Raw genomic sequence first — 24,203 nt, 5'->3', positions numbered from 1 at the left:
ACAGTGAGAGGTGAACGCCTCTTGCTGATAAAATCAATTCAATTTAAGCTTTTCATAACTACTGGTAATTCTCCTCATCACATGAGGTGAAAGACCTTTATTACAGGCAAAATATAGTTCAGTATCCAAATTGCGCAGGGTTAACACCGGCTCTAATAACGCGCTATTGGGCTCATTCTGCCTCTTAAATTCAAACTGGTTGTCGCTTAAAATAACCAAGTCGACAAACTTTCGCCTCGTTGCAAGTAACTCAAATACTCGGTCAAATGAGTTTATTAATACTAAATTGTACCCTTCAATAAACCCATTCTTAATTAAAAACTGGTGACTGTAGTTATCTTTGATCACTGCAACTTTATACTGCTTTGTGTCTTCTATTGTTTCTAGAGAAATTTGCGACGACTTGAGCGCATAAAAGGAAGTTGTAAACTTACTAATGGGGAAAATCCAATTAAACTTTTCACTGCGGACTTCATTTTTAGCCATCGAGAAGATACACGTATTCTCATCTCGTGCTGCTGTATTGTATGCCGTCGTCCAACTCTGCACAGAAATTCTATAGTTTATTTTTGACTCATCTAATACCGCTTTAACTTTGTCTACCGCACTGCCAACTAATTCGCCTTCACCATTAAGATATTGAAACTTAGGAAAGTTTTCAGTCACTATATTGAGCGTATAATTAGCTTGAGCGAATGTCGCAAACAAAAAGAAATAGCATCCAAGCACCCACAAATACAACACTTCTCTCCAATCAGACTAGGTATATTTATACAAACTATAGGTAAGAATCGATACTCTGTGAAATGTGTAGGAAAAGATATTTGAATTGGGTATTCACAGGGGAGTTAAAGGTGATGAAAGGAGCAAATACCCCTCTCATCATATCTGAGCTTATGCTTTGTTCATTGCATCAATCAAAAATGCTGAGATCTTAGCCCCTTCTCGTAAAGTCGTTTCTGAGCTAGATTGCCCAGCTAAAGAACTATCTGTAAACGGTGCAATTTCCATCATATCAGCACCTGTAATTGGGAACTCTTTAGCAAGTGCTTTCAAAATCGTAAGCGCTTCTTCAGGTGTTAAACCGCCTGTTTCAGGTGTACCTGTCGCCGCAGCAAACTCTTCATCAAGGGCATCGATGTCAAAGCTAACGTACAGCTCATCAACATTATCAGCTTTAAGCTGCTCAATAACACCAGCAACAATTGCGTCTGCACCTTTTTCGCGAATTTCATGTGCCCAATGCTGCTTAACGCCAAAAGTACCTTCCCAGTGCTCTTTCGCTTTTCCGCTTGAACGAATGCCAAACTGGATAAGATGATGTGGAGCCGGTAAAAATTCAAGAATGTGAGTACACCAAGAGCCAAAGCACAGATCGATGCCTAATCTTTCTACTAACAAGTCAGTGTGCGCATCAAAATGAATGATAGCCGTACGCTTGCCCTGCTCTCTTTTTGCTTTTAAGTAGGCTTTTGTAAGTGGGTAACTGATAGAGTGGTCACCGCCAATACCAAATACACCTTTATCTGGATAATGCTTATAAAAACCGTCACAGACGTCTTCAGTGATTGAAAGCGGTGCCACAAAGTACTCACTGTTTTCGTCTTGATAAAGCGCTTTTTGACAGTTTGAGATCGTACCTTCATTTAAATACTTGTCATGAAGTAAGTGAGGAATAACACGAACATCACCTAAATCAAATGCTGATGTTTGCGGCTGTTGCTCTATTAAAGTACTTCTTAAAAACAGTGGACCCCAGTTTGCACCACGTAAAATACCACCACCACAGTCAGAGCTAATACCTAAAATCGCGGCTTTATGCTCACTCGCATCAATTGCTTGTAGCGAGTCTTTCCAAAGCGCTTCAACACCTTCTGTTTGACCATATAACTTTTGTCTAAGTGCGTCCTTACGCTCCTTAGCTGTATTTACAGTGAAAACACCGTCACCTGGTGGACACAAACAATTTTCTAGTTTTTCAAGGTATTGTGATTTGCTGTTGCTCATAGCGTGCTCCTCAATAATTTGCATAATCATGCTAAATTAACTCTACTTCAAAAACGTATTCCGCTATTGAATTTAACCCATTTCCAATCGTATTCCCCATTAGGTTTATCAAAACGAAATTGAAAAAACGCTTTAAATTCAAGGGGGTTATTATTATAAATAATGAGCTAAGAGAAAATTACAATTAGAATAACGCTGATATAACATGGTGGAAATATAAGTCAACCGCTAAGAGGAAATTGCGTTTTACTCTAAGCGGTTGAATATTCACAGATGATGTCTAGTTATTCGTATCCTCTGGGTTTTTTCGTTTTTATAATGGCTATATAGCCATGCCAACTTGCGTAAGATAACAACGGCATGATGATGATAAAGCCTGCTGCGCCAGTTAAGAACCCGATAACAACAAGCGTGGCGATCGATAAGCCCCACACAATCATCGCGGGGACATTGGTCCCCACAGCATGAATGGAGGACACTACCGCAGTCATTATGTCAACACGGCGTTCCATCATAATTTGAGGTGTAAACGCCGAAATGGCAAACACTGCCATCATAAGAATGCCACCAACGATGGAGCCCAATGCTAAAAAGGCAGACAGCTGCTCGAAATTAGGGTTTGGTACATTTGGGTAAAGCGCATGTATTAGTGCCGCCAAGCGCATCCAGACTATCATGATCACCATTAATAAGATTGCAAAACCCCACTCACCAGCTGGGTTTCTAAACATAGACTTTAAGCTGTGCATCAGTGTTGGCTTGTGGCCTTTTTCTAGCTCCCAAGCAACATCATACAACCCAGCGGCAAATGCCGGACCAATCAATGCGAATGCGACTGAAGCAGGTAAAATCACTAAATGCGTACCTGACTGAAAAACAAGCCACATGATAAATGCAGGAATAATACTAAAAACCAAACCGTATACTAAGCTAAGAATTGGCGCCCTAACAATATCCTTACAACCTAATGATAACCAGTGAAGCGGGGCTAGTGCAGCTATTTGATTACTCTCTAAACACCGAGCAAACTCTGGATTTTTATCTACTGAGTGAGATGTTGGCATAAAATTGTCCTCTCTACATTGCTATATTAAGGTTTAGATTAGCGAAGCCCAACATGCAAGCATGGCAATAGTTCACTTATATTTTTATTGATCAAATCGATATTATGAGTTAACTAGTAACAAGTTTACCTGTATTGCAACCAAGCTCGTTTTTAAAGTAACCAGTTGACCAACTTGCACCGACACAGCGGACATGTGTCCTGTACTTAAATCTCGCTAACTTTAACCATTACGTTTTAGAACACAGAAAGGTTTTTTATGGAAAAGGTATTTCACTTAGGGTTGACCAAAGCAGATCTTCAAGGGGCAACACTTGCTATCGTACCTGGCGACCCTGAACGCTCAAAGCGTATTGCACAGCAATTAGATAATGCTATTTGCCTTGCACAAACACGTGAATTTCACATTTACCTTGCGACAATCAAAGAACACCCTGTGGTTGTCTGCTCAACGGGAATAGGCGGACCATCGACTTCAATTGCTGTTGAAGAGCTTGCTCAGCTTGGTATCAAAACTTTCCTACGCATCGGAACAACAGGTGCAATTCAACCGCAAATTGATGAAGGTGACATTCTTGTCAGTACTGCCTCTGTAAGATTGGATGGTGCGAGTCAACACTTTGCGCCGTTGGCTTACCCTGCGGTATCTGATTTCCATAGCACGCAAGCAATGGTACAAGCTTGTGAGTTTGAAGGCGTGCCATACCACACGGGCATTACAGCATCTAGCGACACTTTCTACCCTGGACAAGAGCGCTATGACACCTTCTCTGGTTATGTTTCTAAAGCATTCCAAGGCTCATGTGAAGAGTGGCAAAAGCTTAACGTTATGAATTATGAGATGGAATCGGCAACGCTATTTACTATGTGTGCGGCGCTTGGGCTTAAAGCAGCTTGTGTTGCTGGCGTATTAGTTAACCGTACGAGACAAGAAATTCCTGATGTTGACCACCAGTTAGTTGAAAAACGCGCTGTGTCAGTGGTTATCAAAGCTGCAGAGATACTGCTTACACAAGCAAAGTAGGCTGGCGCCTACTTTTTACTAAAATACGTGGTGTATCAGCGGTAAGTTACCCTTTAAGCTCGTTAATACAGCTTGCGCCACGGATTTTTGATTTTCATTTCCCGCTTTTTCTACTAGTGTAATACGTTCTACATCCGCTTCATTTAAAGCTTCGCCTGCTAAAGCTAATTGGCTTAAAACGCTATTCATTGGCGATAGGCTTGGGCTATACGCTGCATTTTCTGCATATCGACCATAAAATGCTCGGCCATCTTTTAACACAAGCTCAGCAGCAGACAGATTTTGTGTATAGGGCACATATGCATAACGAAGGTGTTGCTTGAGTGCTTCAGAAATAGGTAAATCAATATCAATATCTGATACATCGCTTGCCATCAAAGAAGATGCGTTGCCCAAATCACCTGGTCCAAAGTCACAGGGAAGCAGTTCACTTAAAGTATATTTTCCAGTTGGTAGTAGTATGCTTAAGTTACCAGCTGAGCTTAACTCATTCATAAATTGACGGCAAAACCCACATGGCGCCGCATTAATCGCTATTGACGTGATCTCATTTGCACCGTTAACCCATGCATTATTAATCGCCGCTTGCTCTGCGTGCACTACTAAGGACAATGCTTGATGTTTAAATTCAAGGTTTGCACCTAAATAGAGGTTCCCAGTGATTTTGTCGAAGGCGACTGCACCAACAAAAAATAAGGAAATAGGCGCTTGAGAAAATTTTGCTGCAACAACAAGCAAAGCTTGCTGTAATTGCTCACGATCGCAATTGAGCTTTTTGGTCAGTTCCGATACCACATCTGATGCAATAACACCGTTTGATTGCTTTGCAATATCGTAAATATATTCTTCTGTTTTGCTGTCTATTATTACCATAATTTAATTATTATAGAATATGGCATGTCAGTTTACGCAGGTTTTATGCGTTACTCAACCATTCCTTTGCAGATTTAAAACATTCAAAGTTTTCTGCATGGATACCGAACCTTTTAACTTTTTGTAAAAATAAATCGTGCATATAACCTTCAAAACCGACTACCCGAGCAATTTGCATATTTGTTAAATAGTGAGCCACTTTTGGCATCACATTAACGATGTCAATTGCCGCAAACTTATGTTCCAGCTCAGATACATCCACAAGTACTTTTTTACTACCATGCTGCTCCGAGTAGACTTTTGCTGCTTTATAGGCATTCACTACATCTTCTGCTCCGGCTTTACCACGCACCGTCATCAGAATTAGAGAGGTTGTTTGATCAAAGGTAATACTGGTTGATAGTGCTGACATAGAGAACTCTGCAAAGGAACTAATTAAAAAATTTATAAACTAGGCTGAGGATTTTAATTTAATGGGCGCTGCTGTCAATAAAATAAGATTTAAAAATGAGTGAAAAACAAAAAACCAACCCTTTGGGATTGGTTTTTTATTTCTATAGGTTATATAAATGTGTTACTACGCTGCAATTAGCACATAAGTATTAACCTGTATTGCGTAAACCAGCCGCGATCCCCATCATGGTGATCATCAGTGCACTATCTAAGCTTTGATTATCTGTATTACGGGTTCGCTTGAGTAGTTCAACCTGTAATAAATTGAGTGGATCAGTATAGGGGTTTCGTAATGAAATTGATTCCTTTATCCATGGCTGTGCCGATAGCAAGCTTCCTTTTGGTGCAAGGCGTAAAACCTCATCTGTTGTCTCTTTTAACTCAGCTCTAAGCTGCTCACCTATTGGTTGAAGTGCTTCCGGTACGAGCCTTTCATCATAATATTCGGTAAGCCAAAGATCTGCTTTGCAAAAAACCATTTCAAGCATTTCTAACCGGGTTCTAAAAAATGGCCACAACTCGCTCATTTCTTCAATTAGCGCTTCCCCACCCAAATCAAGCACAGCCTTAATCCCCTCATTGGCTCCCAACCAAGCGGGTAACATTAAGCGATTTTGACTCCATGCAAAAATCCATGGGATTGCCCTCAAACTTTCTATTCCGCCTTTAGGGTTTCGTTTAGCGGGACGTGAGCCTAAGGGTAATTTTGCAAGCTCAATTTCTGGTGTTGCACTTCTAAAATACGAGACAAAATCGTGGGTGTTTCTCACGTATTTTCTATACCTCTCACATGATGCTTCACTCAGCACATCCATAGCTTCACGCCATTGTGACTTGGGCTTTGGTGGCGGAAACAAGTTATTGTCTATAATAGCACTGGCGTACAAAGACAAGCTTTGAATAGCAACGGGCGTGAGGCCAAATTTAAAGCGGATCATTTCTCCTTGCTCTGTAACACGTAAACCATGTTTAAGTGAGCCTGGGGGCTGGGAGCGCAACGCTTGACGCGCAGGCGCGCCACCACGACCGATTGTTCCGCCACGGCCATGGAATAACTTCATTTTAATACCATGCTTTTCTCCAAGCTCAATAAGAGACTCCATAGCACGGTATTGTGCCCAACCAGCAGCCATCATACCTGCATCTTTGGCCGAGTCAGAGTAACCAATCATCACATACTGTTGATGAGATAAATGCCCCTTGTACCAACTTGAGCTAAATAACTCTGTCATAACTTTATCTGCACGATTCAAGTCATCGAGCGTTTCAAATAACGGAGCTACTGGTAAGTTAAACCTGACACCACTCTCTTTTAATAGCAATTGAACAGCCAATACATCTGATGCATATTGCGCCATAGAAATGATATAAATCCCCAAGGCTGCTCGGTCTTGCTGAGCGATCACATCAAATGTATCGAGTACCTCTTTAACAGAATCATTCGGGCGCCAATGCTTTGGAATAATGGGCCGCCTAGAGCTCAATTCAGACAATAAGAACGCTTGCTTGTCTTCTTCTGACCACTGCGCATAATCACCAACTCCCAAGTACCTCGTTAACTCTGAAAGCACCTCGGTATGACGGGCTGAGTCCTGACGAATATCGAGTTGACATAAGTTAACGCCAAAGCAATTTAATCGTCTAAGCACATCAAGTAGTAAGCCGTTGGCAACAACTTCCATCCCCATATCATTTAAAGAATTAAAACAGATCAATAGAGGGTCTTGTAACTGCTCTGTGTGTTTAACCCTATCTCTGCAAGATGTCGGGACACCTTTGATCTTGCTCTCTAGAAAATCTATTGTTTCTCGAACGTCTGCTTTAACATTTTTAAGTAAGTCTCGATATGGTTCACTGGTATTGCCAGTATGGGATAACAGGGTATCATTTGCGCCACTCATTGAGAGCTCAGCACTGAGCTTATCCAGATCTCGGTAATACAGGTCCAGTGCCATCCAACGACCATGATCAAGCACACTTTGAGTCACCTTTGCGGTCACATTTGGGTTGCCGTCCCTGTCTCCCCCCATCCAAGAAGCAAGCTTTACAGGCGAAAAACTCTGTGGTAACACGACACCTAAGTGCACTTTCGCCATTTTTCTCAATTCGCTCACAAACCTTGGTATTGCATGCCACAAGCTATTTTCAACTACCGCAAACCCCCATTTGGCTTCCTCTAAAGGGGTAGGTCGTTTATCTCTAATTTCATTAGTATGCCAAGCTTGGCAGATCAGCTGCGCTATTCGAGAAAGCACAGTGTCGCGCTCAACGCCTGAGCACTCGATATTCTCTAGCTCTTTTAAACAATCACTTAACTCAACATGTTTGCTGATGATGGTTCTACGAGTGACTTCTGTCGGGTGCGCTGTTAATACCAGCTCTATTTGCAAAGATGAAAGCGCTTGAAGTGCATGTTCTTGAGTACAATCACCTTTTGCAATTTTTTCTGCCAGTTCTTTAATCGTGCCTTCAATGGCTTCAAATGCACCATCCGGTGATGCAGCCTTAGACGTGGTGTGATACTGCTCTGCAACATTTGCCAAATTAAGAAAATGATTAAAAGCTCTGCAAACAGGTAGTAATTCTTCATTGCTGAGCGCTTTGAGCGTATCGATTAGCAAGTCTCTAGCTTGGTGGTCACCACTTCTGGAGGCTTTGGCAAGATGTCTTATTTGTTCAACTTTTTCGAGTAACTCTGAACCTTGAGCGTGTTCGATGGTTGCTCCTAAACACTCACCCAACAGACTGACATTACGGCGAAGATTTGTATATTGCTGATCCATATACTTTCCTTTGAATACATTTTATTCAAACCAATATACTGTTAAAACGGCTTAATTGAAAAGACCATTTGATTACACTTTTTTCAATCATATCCAAGGTAACCAAGAATAAGTTTCCTTAGCACCTGCAAGTCAGTGATCTAAATTCAGACACTATTCGTAACAATTAAGATACATATTTATCCGTGCAGAACCCATTTTATGTCTCAAAAAACTGTTGTCATCATCGGAGCAAGTGGTGCAATTGGCAAGGCGCTAGCCAATTTGAATTTGCGTTTAAATAACCAAGTCGTTGCTGTGAGCCGAGAAACACTCAACATCTCACACCCATTGTTGAAAAAATACCAAACTGACTATTCGCAAAAAAGTATCAGCGATATCGCTAGCCTAATTTCAAGAGTCTATCCGATGTTGTCATCCATCACTGTATGCAACGGAGTATTGCATACACAAACAAACATGCCTGAAAAGCGCATTGAAGCGTTTGACATAGATTATTTCAGCACTTTATTGCACGTGAACACGATGACGCCTTTTATGTGGCTTCAAGCATTTATGCCACACCTCCAATCGACCCAAACGCCTTGCGTCTTCTCAGCGCTAAGCGCACGAATAGGGAGTATTTCTGACAACCAATTAGGTGGTTGGTACAGCTACAGAGCATCAAAGGCAGCACTGAATATGTTATTCAAAACAGCCAGTATTGAATTGCAAAGACGAAAATGTAACGTAAAGCTCATGCTGTTTCACCCTGGCACAACAGATTCCGAATTATCTAAACCTTTTCAAAATAATGTACCTGAAGGAAAGTTATTTAAACCAGATTTTGTTGCCCAGCAACTGCATTCATTTCAACATAACCGAGAATTCAACGGAGCTATCGACTTTATCGATTGGCAAGGCCACAATATACAATGGTAAGTTCATGATTTTAAACAACCAAGACATACTCAATTTATCTGAAAGATACCGCGCGCACTTCATCAATAGTTTGTCTGGGTACAAAAGCGCTAATCTAATTGGAACCAAAGACTTAAACGGCAGAGAAAACCTGTCAATTGTAAGCTCTGTCTTTCACTTAGGCGCAAATCCTCCACTAATGGGCGTTATATTTAGACCTCACAGTGTAAGACGTGACACATTAGAAAATATCTTAGAAACAGAAACCTATACGATTAATCACGTAAACTCTCTGATTTGGAAAGAAGCACACCAAACTTCTGCCCGCTATGATGAGAGGCAGTCTGAATTTGACGAAACAGGCTTAACTCCCTATTACCATGCAGACTTTGAGGCGCCATTTGTAACGCAAAGTCAAGTAAAAATAGGCTTAAAACTTAGGCAACATCAAACTATCGAGTTAAACAAAACAGTCCTTGTCATTGGTGAAATTGTGCATGTTGAAGTGGATGATAACGCTGTGAAAGAAGACGGTTTTGTTAACTTAGAGCAATTAGACACAGTTGCAGTCTCGGGCTTGGACTGCTACCACACCGCGAATAAAATTGACAGGTTAGAATATGCGAAGCCTGACATGCCGACGACTTGCAAAACATAATTTATTCTGGTGATTAGATAAACTGCAGCCACTTTAAAGGCTGGCTGCAGTTTCTACTACTAACATTAAAGCTCAGTCGATTGAATTACCCTGAGGATATCGCCTATCTCTATTAATTGTTCTTCAAATTCTTGTTTCTGTTTAGCTGTAAGTGTATCTCGTAAAGTGATTAAAAAATCGATTTGAGACAACACACGCTTTTCTCTTTGCTTTAGGTGATACTCTTTCCTGCTGTTTGGATTATTCACGATGAGTGCACCAAGGCGCTTCACGTCATCGTCTGAAGGTTTGTTTTTCAACAGAATAGTTTCGATTTCTGAGAGTCTTTTTTGATTCTTGAGATTTCTGATCTGTCGGTAATACGACATCGACTCGCTGTGCTTCTTAATTATTTTTAGCTGCTTACCACTCAGGCGACCAAGTGACTTTTCAAACCGTTCCTTTGTTCTCTCTTCTCTTTCTTTTGTGCTTAGCTGTTCAGCCATTTTTTCCTTGATACTTTCAATAAACTGAACTCGCTGCACCGAATCCAAAGACAATAAAAATTCCACAATTACTGGCTCTAAATCTTGTAAAAGCCCGAACCAATGCCTACGTACTTCTTTGCTTAGCGAATAAATTTCTGATCGTCCTGCGTTTTGCCAATCCGTTTGCAATTGCGAGTGCCACTGCAAGTAGGTTGGAAAGTAACGTGTTTGGTGCCAACTTTGCACTTTTTGAACTTCATCAAGCACCCACGCCCTTTGAGCTTTATTTAAATCAACATACTCCTCAAGTCTATTTAGTACCAGCTTATCTGAATTTTTATATACGGTTTGATAAAAACACCCTGTCAGCGTCAGCAAAGCCAAAATAACAATCGATATTCTAAACATCACACCCTCAAATACAATTAATTATCATTTGCAGTTGACAAGCAAACTAAAGTAACTGATAATCATTCTCAATGAAGCGCAAGATTTGATAATACGCACAAAGCTTGTTTCATTAAGTGGATTACTATTCTACCCAGTATATTCACAAACTCATTTACTTGCTACATTGCTCATATCGGTGACGGTAGATATGAAAATTAAAAAGCCCGAAAGGGCTTTTTTTATTCCCCTTCATAAACTTATAGTCTAAACTGCAATAATATATACAGTGTTTAAAACTCAATACACTTCCCCTGCTCTACAAGGAGAAATTAGATGCGAAAAATAACTCAAACACTTTTATTCTCAGGGTTTCTGCTCAGTTCAACACCAACACTTGCAGGGTTAGAAGAGGGTATCGCTGCTGCAAATGCTGGAAAGTTTGAAATTGCTATTCAAGAATTTCAGTATTTAGTCGATATGGGCTTTGCACCAGGTATGTATGAACTTGCTAAACTGTATGATGGTGGACATGGCGTACCGAGAAACCCAAGAAAAGCCGCAGAGCTTTTACAACGAGCAGTTAAACTTGGCAGTGCAGATGCTATGTTTGCACTGGCTGTCATGCATCAAGAGGGCCGAGGCGTAAAACTAGACAAGCAAAAAGCCGTCGATTTGTTTACTCAAGCCGCCAAGAAAAGCCTACCAGCTGCACAATTCAACTTAGGTGTCATGCATGCAAACGGCGATGGCGTGGTCCAAGACTACATTAAAGCACGCTTTTGGTATGAACGAGCGGCAGCAAATAACTATACACTAGCTATGTACAACCTCGCTCTACTTTATTATCAAGGTTTAGGTGTGCAAAAAAATGTAGAGCGTTCATACATATGGAATTTACTTGCAGAATTCAACGGTTACAAACAAGCCGCAGAAAGCAGGGAATTAGATGAACAAAGCTTGTCTCGCTCTCAGTTAGAACGAGGGCAACGAATAGCTAATGAGATATACCATAAAATCCAAGCCAATACCTACATTGCTGGCAGTGGTTTTGCTGAGTAACTCGCTGAGACTACCTTAAATATAGTCGTGTCAGTAAACCTTTAATGACATGGCTATATTTACTAAATAATTTGCTTCGCCATATATTATCACTTGACTGAAATACAGACTTACAGTGACTAAATGTAATAAACCCCTCTTTACCGTGATAGCTCCCCATTCCTGAACTGCCAATACCACCAAATGGTAAATCAGACACTGCAACTTGAAAAAGCATATCATTAATAGATAAAGAGCCACTTTGCAGATTCTGCCGAATATCGACCTGAGCAGCATTAGTGCTCGTGTAAAGATAACAGGCAAGAGGCGCTTCTAAGCTTTGAACAACTGCTTTAGCTTCTGCAAGGCTTTTTACTTTAATGATACTCATCACAGGCCCAAATACTTCCTCAAGCATAATGCGAGAATCAAGAGGTGGCTCAATAACCATATGAGTGCCAAAATCTCTGGAGTTTAAAGACTCTAATTCTGCTGAGTGATAAACCTTTGCCCCCCTTTCTTGAGCATCAACCATCAAATTTTTAAGCCTTTTAGTATGTGCTTCATTCAATATGCCTGTCTTTGGTGCTCTTGTATTAGATGTCAAGAATTGCTGCTTTAACTTTTTAATAAATGCATCATAAATTGCCTCATGAACAAGCGCATAGTCAGGCGCCACACACACCTGCCCTGCATTCATATTTTTTGCAAACACAATATCTAAAATCACTTTGTCGATGTTTGCATCTTCTAACACGATCAAGGGAGACTTACCGCCAAGCTCTAATGTCACAGGTACTAAGTTTTGTGCCGCAGCTGCGTATACTCTTTTACCAACCCCCGTTGAACCAGTAAAAAACAAATGGTCAAAAGCTTGATGACTAAACTCAGTAGCAACATCGGCATCACCTTCTATAACAATGCAATCATCGCTCAAAACACTCAGTATACGTTTGATAATGACATTTACAGAAGGTGTATATTCACTAAGTTTAATCATAACCTTGTTACCCGCCGCAATCGACGTAGCTAAAGGTACCAATGCTAACTGAATTGGGTAATTCCACGGGGCAATAATACCGACAACTCCTTTTGGCACATATTCAGTCCACACTTTTGAAGGTAAAAACTCCAAACCTGCTGACCTCTTATCGGGCCCCATCCATTTTTTAAGGTGCTTTGATAGATAATTAATGTGACTTAGCGTTGGTATTATATCTGCTAACAGTGAATCATACTCAGAGCGAGTACTGAAGTCTGCCTTAGCAGCATCAATTAGGCGAGCCTTATTCTCAATAATAGCCTTACTCAATCTTTTTAGACGCTGTTTTCTCGCTCGATAAGAAGGATATTGTTCAGTCAAAAAGGCTGTTTTAAGGACAATGAGCTTATCTTTAATTGAATTATTAAGTGCTTCTGTCACAACATTTCCCTAAACCTATCTTAAGGCACAAAATTGATTATATACGCTTCATAAACGCCAATTAATAATGTAAATAAAGTATAAATCAGAAGTCATTAAATTGGCTAACTAATAATAACTAAAAGGCCAAATCAAAAACTTGATTTTTAGAACTAACAAATGATTTTAATTAGATCAGCTGCATGCCAATTATTTATGACACACAGCTTAAACTAGCACCCAATCTGCACTAGGTTAGATTACACGTGACATAATATTTCTTAGAACGCAAACACCCAACGTGCAACTGTTAACGTCAACAAGCTTATCACTGCGATTGCAATAATATTTAACACAAACCCAGCCTTGATCATATCCTTAATTTTAATTTCGCCTGAGCCAAACACAATCGCATTTGGCGGCGTTGCCACAGGCATCATGAATGCGCAGCTAGCGGCCATTGCAGCTGGGATGATCCATACTAGGGGTGTACCTGTTACTTGCTCGGCAACAGGCCCGAGCAGCGGCAAAAACCCTGCAGCTGTAGCAGTATTACTGGTTAACTCAGTTAAGAAAGTAATGAGTGCAGCAACGGCAACAACGCTCAACACGAGAGGGATTGCACTGGCACCTGCTAACAAATTAGCGATGTACTCAGCTAGGCCCGATCCTTTTATTTGGCTGGCTAGTGTTAGGCCACCACCAAATAACAATAGTATGCCCCATGGCACTTCTTTAGCAGCAGGCCAATCCATCACTTTTTTCTCACCTGAGCTATCTGCAGGTAAGATAAACAACATGATTGATGCTGCAACAGCAATGCCCGTATCCGTAATGTTTAATCCAGTCCACGTCTGCAAGTAAGGCCTTAAAAGCCAACCAAAAACCGCAAACAAAAAGACATACATCACGTTCTTTTCGGCTATCGTCATCTTCCCCTGCTCTTTAAGTTGAGCAGAGAAAACCTCGGTCATTTGAGTATCATTTTGCTGAGCTGTAAGCTTGAATGCGAACTTAGTCAACCATAGCCAACACAAAACAATCATACCAAATGTAAAAGGCACAGCGACCATCATCCACTGTCCAAAGCCAATTTCTATCTGATGATTATCCCACAAGTAAGCAACCATCAAAGCATTTGGCGCAGTACCGATAATTGTACCTACCCCACCTAAACTGGCACTATAAGCGATGGCCAGTAGCAAAGCTTTAGCGTAGTTATCACAATGGGCACCATTTTTCTGCAAAACGTGGATCACAGATAAAGCGATTGGCAGTAACATCAGCGTCGTTGCTGTGTTATTAATCCACATTGACAGAAAACCACTCACAAGCATCATCGCCAATACTTGATATTTTGGGTTCGTGCCGCTTTTTAACATGGTTTTTAGAGCAATACGTTTATGTAATTGCGACTTTTCCATCGCAATAGAAATAAGAAAGCCCCCTAAAAATAGGAATATCAATGGGTGCGCATAGGCAGACGAGGTACTCCTAATATCGTTAATATCCGCTAAAGGTACAGCCAACAAAGGGACTAAAGAAGTCACTGGAATTGGAACTGCTTCACTCACCCACCAAACAGCCAACCACATTGCTAATCCTGCCGTGCGCCACCCCTGCTCAGATAGCCCCTCTGGACTTTGCGTTAAACATGTAAGTAAAAAAAGAAAAGGGCCTAAAAATAGCCAAAACTTGTTGTATAAGGAACTGCCTTTAACCATTGTATCCGTCATTTATCTATTTTTTATAATTATGTCTTTAAAATAAGGAGGCAGTATGAATGAGAGTATAACTTTCTACAAGCGAACAAAGCGCTTATGAAACATAAAAAACACCTCTTAGTTACCTTTATGTAAAGTGGGTAATTTGTGATGCTGCCAAATAAAGACAGCATCACTCTCCACTATTTTGCACTCACCGTTAAATTAACACCCGAAGCTTGCGTATAACCTCTCAAATCAAAATACCACTGGCCAGACTCTGGTATTGTAATTTCACACCTTTCCTCATTACCATATCGATAAGGTCGGCATCGATATTGAGAAGTCGTAGACTGATCACCAAAATTAACATAGAGGTCGGCATCACCCGTACCACCTGAGATGGTCACAATAAGTGAGCTGTATCCACTGCCTAAAGTCAAACTTGTACGCCACCATTGCCCTTGTTCCACAGCTATGTCGGTGTAACGCTTGTGAATTGGCGTTGGGTCAGTGGGCGGCGGAGCAGAGCCAGCCGTTTTAGCAAGCTCCGCCACATACGCACTGGCTAGCTTGGCAAAGTTTATTGAGTGATTGGCATCAAACTCAGTATCATTTGACGTATGGATCAATCGATTGGACTCTCTCATTCGGGATTCGAAAGGAAAAGAAGCGGGATAACTTTGCTGATACCATGACGCGTGATCTGAACACCCATAACCACACCTATCAAAGCCATAATTAACATTGCTTAGATAAGTATCTAGCAATTGGCTCATAAATGTGTTTTGACTGCTGTTTGTGTAGTCTGTAATAAAAACAATGTCATACTGCCCGCCTTTATGCCCAGACATGTCAAACTGCGCCATCCCCGCCACGTTTTTACCTAAGCTCTTATAATCTTGAGCAATTGCTTTTGATCCCCTCAGCCCTACCTCTTCCGCTGCAAAGCCCATTATTTGAACTGTTCTTTTGGGTTTATAATTACTCTCCACAATGGCTTTAAGAACCTCGCTGAGCACCGCTATACCTGAGGCGTTGTCATCTGCCCCAGGCGCTTTTCCACTGCTAGGATTAGAACCATTAATAGAATCTAAGTGCCCACCAATAATCACTATTTCATCTTTAAGTTCGTTGCCAGGAATAGTGACAACCACAGATGACTGTGGCCATGAGTGATTATATGATTCCACTTTTATATCCGTGCGACTTCGCGCCAAATCTATCCAGTGCTGCTTCACCCAATCAGCTGCATCTACTCCCGATTGTTGTGTATAGTATCTGTTGTAGAATGCCGTCATAGCGCTAACCGTACTCTCCAAACCTGTTGTCGACACCTTACTCATTAGGGCTCGTGCAGTATCAGCGTTGTCTATGGAGTACATCAGTTCTGGCTGGTTGTTGTGCGCATAGTCTAATGTGCGCAGATAGTCTAATGCCTCCTCTTCACTTTCATGTAATACAAACCCACCACAGCGATGATAGTTATCATGCATAAAGTGACTAACATGAACATGCTCCGCTTCATTCATCAATAATAAATCAACAGATGAATTATCACTTTTTGATTGAACGTAAGAGCGGCCTTTAACTGAGTTTTCTAACTGGTAATGATGACTTGCTGTTGCGCCTAATGTGATCCATTTTTTTTCAGATACTTCATTTGATAAACAAGGGAAAGTCAGACACGTCAACAAACATAGGTGAGTGTTTGTACGCATAGTTGTTCCTTTGGACAGTTTAAGTAAAAGGCGACGCAATGCCGCCTTTGTCTGGTGTGTGTTAGTTGGCTTTAATATTTAAGGTAACGCCACTTGCATTGCTGTAACCGCGCAAGTCTATGTGCCATGTGCCTGATTGTGGGTTGGTAAATGTACAGGTCTCACTGTTACCATTTTTGTATGGGCGGCATTGATAAGTTGTAGTAGAAGAAGCAGAACCAAAATTCACGTAAAGATCAGCATCGCCAGAGCCACCTGAAATCGTCACCGTCAAATTCGAGTAGCCTGCACCGAGTGATTGAGTGTATCTCGCCCACTGACCTGTAGATACTGAAATATTGCTCTCAGCTCTATCAATAGGCGGGGTCGAGTTCCCTCCATCTGAATAGCTTCCAGTTAGTGAAACTCCAGAGATTTGGTTCCAAGCTTCTACCATCACAAAATAAGTACCTGGTTGTACAGCAGCTATTGAACATGACTCAGCACTCGTAGACGTTGTACTCTTGCAATCATATGACTGCAAAGTTGGTCGACTACCAAATTTAACATATAAATCTGCGTCACCTGTGCCACCCGTTGTTACAAACTTAAGGTTGCTTGCATTTGCAGGTACATCCAAGGTGAAAAATTGTTGAGATTTGGCACTGCCACTTATACCCGTTCTTGCAACGCCATTGGTCAACGCTTCATCTGTTGGCGGTGTGCCACAGCTACTTCCAGAACTTAACTGTGAGTTTACGCCGACCAGCGCAAGCGCTGCTTTCACATCATCTGGGTTATAGCCTAAATCACATGCTGCATCCATCACGCCGTTACCAGCTAAATCCCAATCAGTGCTTGCTGTCCAGTACATCTGATTTGCCTTGGCCATCACAACAAACGCCTTTTTAGTATCCCACCCTGTTGTCGTTGCGAGGTGATAGAAAGCTTTGTTAAATACACCCGATGAGTGGTGCACATCCATACCTGAGGTGAAGTTTGACTGATGATCAATAGAGCGACCATCTTTTGTCGGGTCGTTCATATATCGCAACGCACCACTGCCTTTAAAGATGTCTTGCCCTACCAGCCAATCATTGCTGCCTTTCATATAATACTCTGCAGCTTCACCAGCCATATCTGAAAATGCCTCGTTCAAACCACCAGATTTGTTACGATAAATCAATCCTGAGTTTTGCTCTGTAAAGCCATGACTTACTTCATGTGCAGACACGTCTAAACTTACCAAAGGATAAAAACGGTCTTTACCATCACCAAATGTCATCGACCGACCGTCCCAAAAAGCATTTTCATAATTATTGCTATAGTGGACGCGCATTTGTAATTGGAAGCTCAGTGGTGCTGTGCCAAGCCAATCACTGTACATGTTAAATACCACATTACCAAAATAGTGCGCATCATTGAGCGGAGAGTATGCACCATTTATTTCTTTAACCGTATTCTCTGGACAAGTAAAACTGTGCGCACTTGAACCGCTGCTTCCGTGATTTAAGTGAATAGTCTTTACATTGGCATTGTTCATAGTGCATGTATTGCCAGACTGGCTGACATCTAAATGGCCATAATCTGTACCATATTGATACTTGCCTGTTTTTTGGTTGCCACCTGGACCCGTTGCATTTGCATGTTGAATATTGTCATAGCTGACTAAAACCTCACCTGTATTCGCATCAACAATTTGGTAAGGCCTTGAGGGAAGTTCACCATATGTCACATGCGACAGCTCATACACTAGGCGCGCTTGGTTGTTGCTATCAATCCAAATAGCCAGCCTATCCGTCTCATGAAACTTCTCTTTTCCCTTTTGCAAAGACGTAATCGACGCAGGTGACATCGTTTTTGCCTGCTCCACTGCCAAGGATGGTTTTGTTGACAAAACATCTCCCGCAATGCCATAAACGGCCGCCCCGTGTGCGTGTTTCAAAAGCCCCTGTTTGTCAAATGTTAGGCTGACCGTATCGCCTATCACCGGCAACCCTTGGTGCAACTGCTGATAGCGATAGGTTGTAGCACCGTTTTTGTGTTTAAACGTTTTTAATATTTTGAGTGAGTCAGCTGATGAAAGACCAATTATTTGCTCTGCTGGGGCCGATAAAACGCTCATTGAGCCTGATACCAACATCATATTTAAATTATTTTGTTGGTTTAAATACTGCTTTTGTGCGGCATTCGCAGCGCAACTTAATATCGCGAGTGTGGCGAGAGATAATTTCGTTATTTTATGTAGTTTCACTTTATGCTCCTTGATTGTGTGTTTTTACATTCAGGTTCTGAATGTGCACCGATGTTGGATGCATAGTTGAGACTAGCCAAATAAAACAAAAAATAAACCTTTAATTTACATAAATTACACTCTTGCAATCTGCATTTTTTTAATCAAAGTAATCATATGGTTATACAAAAGTTTTGATAAACTTCATATTATACAATAAATAAATGTAAACAAAGCACTACATACATAGTTACTAAGTTAGAATAATCACGTGTTTGAAAATCTAATTTAAGGAGTTCCGAAGAGGTGTATTAAGGCTGATGTACCTGAACTGCGCTGGAGTTTTAAGTTAACTGTTCTGAGAAAACAATTTACCGACTTGAATACTTTACTCCACCAAACATTAAAAGTCGTAGGTGTAGCGTAGCCTAATTTGACGCCCTTTTTGAGGCACTCTTCCATCGTACCTTCTAGGGTCAAACGCATCAGTTGATTTATCAAATAAGTTTTGAACTTGTAATGCAATACCTTGCTTTTCATCGACTTTCCAGCTCACGGTTGTACCAAAAAACCAATGGCTAGGCTGATGATAAGGTGAGAATTCTGGGTCATCTGGCAGCACCGCTGGAATAACAGTAATACTATCTCGCCAAATGCCGTTGAAAGAGTATTGTATATCACCATGACGGTAGTTAAACACTAAAGAACCAAACTTTTTATAACTCGGATTAAAAGGTAAGTCTATATACTGTGTAAACGTACTAGAAAGCCAAGTATTATCGCTGATATGCAAAGTACCGCTAAACTCCAAGCCTTGCATGCTTGTTTCAAATACATTATCAAACGTAAAACGAGATTGCGCTTCATCAACGGGAATTAAATTAATAAAGTCTTCAAGTTCATTATCAAACAAAACTAAATCAATTTGCCAATTATTATCTTTAGCATGCCAAACCAATTCCGTCGTTTTTAAATATTCAGCTTTCAAGCTTGGATTTCCTGACGTCACCTCATCGTTGGAATATAGCTCATTGCTTACTGGCACCCTAAATGCCTCGCCATATTGTAACTTGAATGTGTGCACCGGATTAAACTGATATATCAGCGCCAACCTTGGCGAAAGCTTTCGATCTATATCTACCACATCGTCATAACGCAGACCTGTAAACATGGTAATCGATTCACTCAGTACATACTTTAATTGCGAATACACCGCATACGAATCAAAACTCGCTTCAAGCGGCTTAAATGGTTCGTGATTGCTGATCACTTGAAGGCCGCCTAAAAAGTAAGGTTCATCGACAAAGATTTGTCCTGTATCTGCATTATAATAATTAGTATATACATCTGCTCGAGACTGCTCTTCCCACGAATATTCAGCCCCAAAAATCACATTTAGTGACTCATCGTATGTATATACAGTTTCGCTGTTTAAAGTTAGGTCTCTTGATTGCCAACGAGGCCCGACAAAAAAACCGTTTTCTAACTGGAGAAGCTCTGCACTGGCAATGAGGCCCGCACTTTTAATATCGTGTTTAATAAAATCCAACCGAGTGGTGTTGGTGATCGAGCCATGCCATGAAGAATTGACTTCAAGTTGCATACCTAGATTGCGGCTGGTGTGACGGTTATCTTTTGATTCTCCTGATAAGTTAATAAACTCATCTAACCGAGTCTCCGTATTATGAACTGCAAATCGCCAATTATGCCAACTGAATTCGAGCTCAATAAACCGACCATCTACAGGATCTCTCACTTGGGCATCAAAATATTTATCTCCGTCATCTCGATATAAAGAGGTATTTGCTTGAACTGTTAAGCCATTATCAAAGGCTTTATGTAAGCTCACAGCACCTTGATACATCCCATTATCACCAACTGCAGCCATGATCTGATTAACGCCCTTTTTGGTTACTATGTTCATCACACCTAAAAAGGCATTACTTCCGTAAAGTGCAGAACCAGGGCCTCTTATAAACTCAACTCTTTCAACGATTTCAACTGGGATAAATGGTGCATAAACAGACGCTTTACCAAATGATGCATCATTGAGTCGCTGTCCATTGAGCATAACAAGCACATTACCGCTATCGAGATAAATGCCGCGAGCATGCTCTTTTGGCACCGCGCCGACCCAATCGCCGCGGGTTGACTGCATACCAGGCACAAAATTCATCAGCTCATATACATTAGCAACCCCTAATAATTGAATATGTTGACGATTAAAGACGGTGGTACTAGATGGAACTGATGTGGGGGTTTCAACGGTTTTGGTCGCTAAGGTGATATTAACATCAAGTAGCTCTTCAAAGCTCAATTCGAACAACTCATCTTGAGAGGCGGCTGCACTTAAGCAAAAAGAAAATAAAAATATCAGCGGGGTTGTTTTTTTCATATTAAGCCTGGCTACTGATACCGTAACAAGCTCAATTTAAGCGATTAAAATCACTCAATTTTGCTTACACAGTTACCGTTCATACATCTAAATAATACGCATGAAATGTAACTGTGCAAGTTTTTACTGAAGTTTTATGCCGCTTGTAATCTCTTTGCCTTGAAATACTTATACAAACCTATGAGTGAAGCAACTATCCAGAATAGCTCAATCACAAAGCTTGCAAGGTTGAAGTTGTAGCACAAACTGATAAGTAGCAATATTGCACCAGAAAGGTTCATGAGGTTATATTTGAGGCCATCTGGCGTGACTTTTTCAAGTTGTAACAAAAAGAACGCGCCAACTACAAGAAAAGTACCAGCCATACCAATTACATCAAATAAAATATCAATCATGTTTTTGTCCATATATTTTTGTGGATACTCACCCAAACACGCTGGCCCTTTTCCATGGGTAGGGTGACTTTCAATCGTTGAAACAGCACAAACTTTGTGAGTATCTAAAAAATAGAGATGAGAAAACAGGATAATTGTCCTTATCGATAAAGGTGTTATTTAAAAGTCACCTTATTACCAACAATTTTCAGTGCGGGTGCACCTCTAATCAAAGTTTTACGTGAAAACTCCTGCTCACACTGGGGGCAATGAGTCTGATTGTTAGTGTGATCTACACTAATTCGCTCAATAAAACACTTTATTAAGCTGCCCTTTCCGCCTTTACGGTATTTGAAAAGCTTTGCTTTACAATTTGAGCAGAAGATATCGACTGTTCTAACAGGGCCTTTTTTGTTCGGTTTTGCCAATTAATTTAAACTCCCTATCACAAACCCAATTAACGTGAATTGTAACGTGTGATAGCCGGCATTCACCAGAAATAATTTAAGTGGTCTTTGTTCAAACAGGTAACTCACACCAAAAGAGCTTGCAACAAACAAAATCCCAATGAATAGCCCAAATGACATCGTATCGATTACGGAGGAGCCTTTACCTACCAAGGTTGCTACTGCCACTGATGCAACAATACTCAACAAAAATGATCCCAAGAAAATGACTTTATGATTGGCGGCTTTCAGGTCAAGTTCAGTTAACCCTGCGCCCTCAAGCCATGTGCGTTGAAAGAGTAGAGGCGAATACCATATCCCGCCTAGTAAAAAAGAGCTTAATGCAGCAAGTAGTACCGCAATGATATTGATATCGAATACATACATGAGCTCTGCCCCATTGTTTCATTATTTTCAATTTAGTTAAAATCTATCAATAGGGCAATATATGTGTATCAGTAGGTTATTTAGATACAGGTTTTTTTTGTAGTTTTCGCTGTAATGTTCTTCTGTGCATATTTAGCTGGCGAGCTGTTTCTGAGACATTCCCGTCATTTGCCTGCAACGTTTGTTGTATATGCTCCCACTCTAGCCGCTCTGGTGACATGGTAGATTCAAATGCGTCTTCTATCACCACCTCTTCACCCAATAGCTTTTTCGCAATGAGTTTGGTATCAGCGGGCTTTGTTAGATAATCATCAGCGCCAAGCTTAATGGCCTCTACTGCGGTCGCAATACTTGCAAAGCCTGTGAGTAAAACTATTTTTGCGCTGGATAACACTTGTCTAATTGCACCAATGTGCTGTAGCCCAGACGAGTGCTCTAACTTCATGTCTAACAGCACATACTCGGGAAGAAAAGTTTCGCAATGAGAAACTATCTCTTCCTCTCGATTAACAATTTGACACTCAAAACCCATTTTGGCCATTCGCCTTGCAAGCGTATTAGAAAACGCAATATCGTCTTCAATGATCAATAACTTCATAACTCACCCACAATTGGTAATACTGCTGTAGATAACACACCGCCCTCACTTAGGTTTTCAAGGTGCAACTCACCATTCACCCTTTCTAGGGTCGCATGGGTTAATAATAAAGCCATGCCAAAACCGGTATCACTTTCAACAACTGACTTTCCGATATCATCTAACTTTTTCTGTGCGATCCCTTTACCTTGATCTTTGATAGTTAAATGCCATTTACCCGCTTCAGAAAACGCGTTCAGCTCAATTTGGTTTTTACCCGCCCGCTCATTAGCCTTCGCGGCGTTCACGATTAAATTGAGTAAAGAAGGCACTAACATTGGGTCACCATTAATATCCACACTGGAGGTCTTCTCTAATACCGTCAAAGACTGCCCCGGATATTGTAACGTCATTAGTTCTTCAAGTTGCTCTAAAACGAATTGAGTGGATTGCGACTTGTCTTGGCGCTTAAGTTTGAGTAGCTCAGTCTGTTCACGAAAGCTATCTAATTGTGTTCTACACTGTAATATTGGCCCATTCATCTCAGCGACTGCAGGATGCGCTGGAAAGTCTTCTTGTAACTCTTCTAACAAGAGGTTTAGATGTGCGATTGGCGTGGCCAATTGGTGAGTAACTTGCGCGGCAGCGCTCCCTAAAGCCAAAAGTTGCTCTTGTTGTAATTGCTTCTCTCTGGTTTTTGCAAGTAATGCTTCCCTTTCTCTGATCCTTTTAACCAATATGGCAACAACACCGACTGTCACAACCACCATAAAGACAAAGTTAACAAACATTCCAAGTAAATGCTCTCCCATGTGCATTCCATGGTGATGCATTGGCATGGTCACAGCAACATACAAATAACCATATGCGGCTAAGGCACTTGCTGACACGAATAAGACATACCCAATTGAAACGGTTACAGCCGCAATAATACAAGGCAATAACAAAAGAGAGACAAAGGCGTTGCTCGCACCACCTAAAAAAGACAGCAGAACAGATAAAAATACAATGTCAGCCATGAGCTGAAGAGTCATTGCCCTTTCTGATATTTCTCGGCTGCGGCGATACATAACAATACTTATCAACTGAAACAGTGACTCTAACGCAATGACCGAAAACACAGGTTGATGTGGAATGCTTTTATCCAATAGTAAAATTGAAATCAACACTAAAACAAGTTGCAACACGATGGCTATGGAACGAAGTAATAACAACTGACCAAGCGCGGACTGGGGAGAAAAAGCGATAACCATAAGTCGAGCCAAAGATTGAAGATGCGCGTACTTTACCCGAACAACAAACTAACTTAAAGAGAACAGCCTCGCTTTTG

Annotated in this window: 21 protein-coding genes; 4 read left to right on the top strand and 17 right to left on the bottom strand. The window is 41.0% G+C overall.

Annotated elements, in window-relative coordinates; translation table 11 throughout:
* Positions 1-33: 33 nt before the first annotated feature.
* The 3 genes from L1077_RS09190 to L1077_RS09180 all read right to left on the bottom strand — a co-directional run bounded on the left by L1077_RS09190 (position 34) and on the right by L1077_RS09180 (position 3,071).
* Complete coding sequence (locus L1077_RS09190) at positions 34-744, bottom strand: transporter substrate-binding domain-containing protein (RefSeq protein ID WP_237136561.1); 711 nt, start codon at positions 742-744, stop codon at positions 34-36.
* Positions 745-894: 150 nt separating this feature from the next.
* Entirely contained in the window at positions 895-2,007 is a 1,113-nt protein-coding gene (locus L1077_RS09185; RefSeq protein WP_237136560.1) for an arginase family protein, read from the bottom strand.
* Between the two features lie 284 nt (positions 2,008-2,291).
* The gene (locus L1077_RS09180; protein ID WP_237136559.1) at positions 2,292-3,071 is read right to left on the bottom strand and encodes a DUF2189 domain-containing protein; all 780 of its coding nucleotides are present in this window, start codon (positions 3,069-3,071) and stop codon (positions 2,292-2,294) included.
* Positions 3,072-3,329: 258 nt separating this feature from the next.
* Between L1077_RS09180 and udp the strand changes: the two genes are divergently transcribed.
* A complete protein-coding gene (gene udp / locus L1077_RS09175) occupies positions 3,330-4,094 on the top strand; it encodes a uridine phosphorylase (RefSeq protein WP_237136558.1) in 765 nt (254 codons plus the stop codon).
* Positions 4,095-4,112: 18 nt separating this feature from the next.
* Here udp and cdd read toward each other — a convergent pair whose 3' ends face one another.
* From cdd to ppc, 3 genes are all read right to left on the bottom strand, one after another.
* Positions 4,113-4,967 carry a cytidine deaminase gene (gene cdd / locus L1077_RS09170; RefSeq protein WP_237136557.1) on the bottom strand — a complete coding sequence of 285 codons (855 nt, stop codon included), beginning with the start codon at positions 4,965-4,967 and terminating at the stop codon, positions 4,113-4,115.
* A 43-nt stretch (positions 4,968-5,010) separates the two neighbouring features.
* The gene (locus L1077_RS09165; protein ID WP_063363645.1) at positions 5,011-5,379 is read right to left on the bottom strand and encodes a hypothetical protein; all 369 of its coding nucleotides are present in this window, start codon (positions 5,377-5,379) and stop codon (positions 5,011-5,013) included.
* A 190-nt stretch (positions 5,380-5,569) separates the two neighbouring features.
* Positions 5,570-8,203, bottom strand: coding sequence for a phosphoenolpyruvate carboxylase (gene ppc, locus L1077_RS09160; RefSeq protein ID WP_237136556.1), 2,634 nt, complete (start codon positions 8,201-8,203; stop codon positions 5,570-5,572).
* 201 nt (positions 8,204-8,404) lie between these two features.
* On the opposite strand from ppc, the gene L1077_RS09155 reads away from it, so the two are divergent.
* Both L1077_RS09155 and L1077_RS09150 read left to right on the top strand, forming a co-directional pair.
* Complete coding sequence (locus L1077_RS09155) at positions 8,405-9,124, top strand: SDR family NAD(P)-dependent oxidoreductase (RefSeq protein WP_237136555.1); 720 nt, start codon at positions 8,405-8,407, stop codon at positions 9,122-9,124.
* A gap of 4 nt (positions 9,125-9,128) precedes the next feature.
* Complete coding sequence (locus tag L1077_RS09150) at positions 9,129-9,761, top strand: flavin reductase family protein (RefSeq protein WP_237136554.1); 633 nt, start codon at positions 9,129-9,131, stop codon at positions 9,759-9,761.
* A gap of 65 nt (positions 9,762-9,826) precedes the next feature.
* On the opposite strand, the gene L1077_RS09145 is transcribed toward L1077_RS09150, so the two are convergent.
* On the bottom strand, positions 9,827-10,636 hold the full coding sequence (locus tag L1077_RS09145) for a DUF6279 family lipoprotein (RefSeq protein ID WP_237136553.1): 810 nt from the start codon (positions 10,634-10,636) through the stop codon (positions 9,827-9,829).
* A gap of 315 nt (positions 10,637-10,951) precedes the next feature.
* Between L1077_RS09145 and L1077_RS09140 the strand changes: the two genes are divergently transcribed.
* Complete coding sequence (locus tag L1077_RS09140; protein ID WP_237136552.1) at positions 10,952-11,677, top strand: tetratricopeptide repeat protein; 726 nt, start codon at positions 10,952-10,954, stop codon at positions 11,675-11,677.
* A 10-nt stretch (positions 11,678-11,687) separates the two neighbouring features.
* On the opposite strand, the gene L1077_RS09135 is transcribed toward L1077_RS09140, so the two are convergent.
* The 10 genes from L1077_RS09135 to L1077_RS09090 form a co-directional block, all read right to left on the bottom strand.
* Positions 11,688-13,079 (bottom strand): aldehyde dehydrogenase family protein, encoded by a 1,392-nt coding sequence (locus L1077_RS09135; RefSeq protein ID WP_237136550.1) that lies wholly within the window; start codon positions 13,077-13,079, stop codon positions 11,688-11,690.
* A gap of 260 nt (positions 13,080-13,339) precedes the next feature.
* Positions 13,340-14,794, bottom strand: coding sequence for an SLC13 family permease (locus L1077_RS09130; RefSeq protein WP_237136549.1), 1,455 nt, complete (start codon positions 14,792-14,794; stop codon positions 13,340-13,342).
* Positions 14,795-14,964: 170 nt separating this feature from the next.
* On the bottom strand, positions 14,965-16,482 hold the full coding sequence (locus L1077_RS09125) for a M20/M25/M40 family metallo-hydrolase (RefSeq protein ID WP_237136548.1): 1,518 nt from the start codon (positions 16,480-16,482) through the stop codon (positions 14,965-14,967).
* A 61-nt stretch (positions 16,483-16,543) separates the two neighbouring features.
* Positions 16,544-18,715 (bottom strand): M4 family metallopeptidase, encoded by a 2,172-nt coding sequence (locus L1077_RS09120; RefSeq protein WP_237136547.1) that lies wholly within the window; start codon positions 18,713-18,715, stop codon positions 16,544-16,546.
* A gap of 382 nt (positions 18,716-19,097) precedes the next feature.
* Positions 19,098-21,089, bottom strand: coding sequence for a TonB-dependent receptor plug domain-containing protein (locus tag L1077_RS09115; protein ID WP_237136546.1), 1,992 nt, complete (start codon positions 21,087-21,089; stop codon positions 19,098-19,100).
* Between the two features lie 134 nt (positions 21,090-21,223).
* Entirely contained in the window at positions 21,224-21,484 is a 261-nt protein-coding gene (locus L1077_RS09110) for a CBU_0592 family membrane protein (RefSeq protein WP_237136545.1), read from the bottom strand.
* 155 nt (positions 21,485-21,639) lie between these two features.
* Complete coding sequence (locus tag L1077_RS09105; protein ID WP_237136544.1) at positions 21,640-21,891, bottom strand: hypothetical protein; 252 nt, start codon at positions 21,889-21,891, stop codon at positions 21,640-21,642.
* Complete coding sequence (locus tag L1077_RS09100; protein WP_237136543.1) at positions 21,892-22,296, bottom strand: DUF1761 domain-containing protein; 405 nt, start codon at positions 22,294-22,296, stop codon at positions 21,892-21,894.
* A 76-nt stretch (positions 22,297-22,372) separates the two neighbouring features.
* Positions 22,373-22,894: a response regulator transcription factor gene (locus L1077_RS09095; RefSeq protein WP_237136542.1), complete on the bottom strand. Its 522-nt coding sequence runs from the start codon at positions 22,892-22,894 to the stop codon at positions 22,373-22,375.
* Complete coding sequence (locus L1077_RS09090) at positions 22,891-24,126, bottom strand: ATP-binding protein (protein ID WP_237136541.1); 1,236 nt, start codon at positions 24,124-24,126, stop codon at positions 22,891-22,893. The genes L1077_RS09095 and L1077_RS09090 overlap by 4 nt, the downstream gene beginning before the upstream one ends.
* Positions 24,127-24,203: the final 77 nt, after the last annotated feature.

Origin of the sequence: Pseudoalteromonas luteoviolacea (assembly GCF_021654285.1) — a bacterium.
Taxonomy (GTDB): domain Bacteria; phylum Pseudomonadota; class Gammaproteobacteria; order Enterobacterales; family Alteromonadaceae; genus Pseudoalteromonas; species Pseudoalteromonas luteoviolacea_J.
The sequence above is the reverse complement of the archived record's forward strand: the minus strand, read 5'-3'. Positions and strand labels throughout refer to the sequence as shown.

Coding starts and splice junctions, on each gene's coding strand:
- L1077_RS09185 (WP_237136560.1), bottom strand. CDS start 2,007: ATGAGCAACAGCAAATCACAATACCTTGAAAAACTAGAAAATTGTTTG.
- L1077_RS09180 (WP_237136559.1), bottom strand. CDS start 3,071: ATGCCAACATCTCACTCAGTAGATAAAAATCCAGAGTTTGCTCGGTGT.
- udp (WP_237136558.1), top strand. CDS start 3,330: ATGGAAAAGGTATTTCACTTAGGGTTGACCAAAGCAGATCTTCAAGGG.
- cdd (WP_237136557.1), bottom strand. CDS start 4,967: ATGGTAATAATAGACAGCAAAACAGAAGAATATATTTACGATATTGCA.
- L1077_RS09165 (WP_063363645.1), bottom strand. CDS start 5,379: ATGTCAGCACTATCAACCAGTATTACCTTTGATCAAACAACCTCTCTA.
- ppc (WP_237136556.1), bottom strand. CDS start 8,203: ATGGATCAGCAATATACAAATCTTCGCCGTAATGTCAGTCTGTTGGGT.
- L1077_RS09155 (WP_237136555.1), top strand. CDS start 8,405: ATGTCTCAAAAAACTGTTGTCATCATCGGAGCAAGTGGTGCAATTGGC.
- L1077_RS09150 (WP_237136554.1), top strand. CDS start 9,129: ATGATTTTAAACAACCAAGACATACTCAATTTATCTGAAAGATACCGC.
- L1077_RS09145 (WP_237136553.1), bottom strand. CDS start 10,636: ATGTTTAGAATATCGATTGTTATTTTGGCTTTGCTGACGCTGACAGGG.
- L1077_RS09140 (WP_237136552.1), top strand. CDS start 10,952: ATGCGAAAAATAACTCAAACACTTTTATTCTCAGGGTTTCTGCTCAGT.
- L1077_RS09130 (WP_237136549.1), bottom strand. CDS start 14,794: ATGACGGATACAATGGTTAAAGGCAGTTCCTTATACAACAAGTTTTGG.
- L1077_RS09125 (WP_237136548.1), bottom strand. CDS start 16,482: ATGCGTACAAACACTCACCTATGTTTGTTGACGTGTCTGACTTTCCCT.
- L1077_RS09115 (WP_237136546.1), bottom strand. CDS start 21,089: ATGAAAAAAACAACCCCGCTGATATTTTTATTTTCTTTTTGCTTAAGT.
- L1077_RS09110 (WP_237136545.1), bottom strand. CDS start 21,484: ATGATTGATATTTTATTTGATGTAATTGGTATGGCTGGTACTTTTCTT.
- L1077_RS09100 (WP_237136543.1), bottom strand. CDS start 22,296: ATGTATGTATTCGATATCAATATCATTGCGGTACTACTTGCTGCATTA.
- L1077_RS09095 (WP_237136542.1), bottom strand. CDS start 22,894: ATGAAGTTATTGATCATTGAAGACGATATTGCGTTTTCTAATACGCTT.
- L1077_RS09090 (WP_237136541.1), bottom strand. CDS start 24,126: ATGGTTATCGCTTTTTCTCCCCAGTCCGCGCTTGGTCAGTTGTTATTA.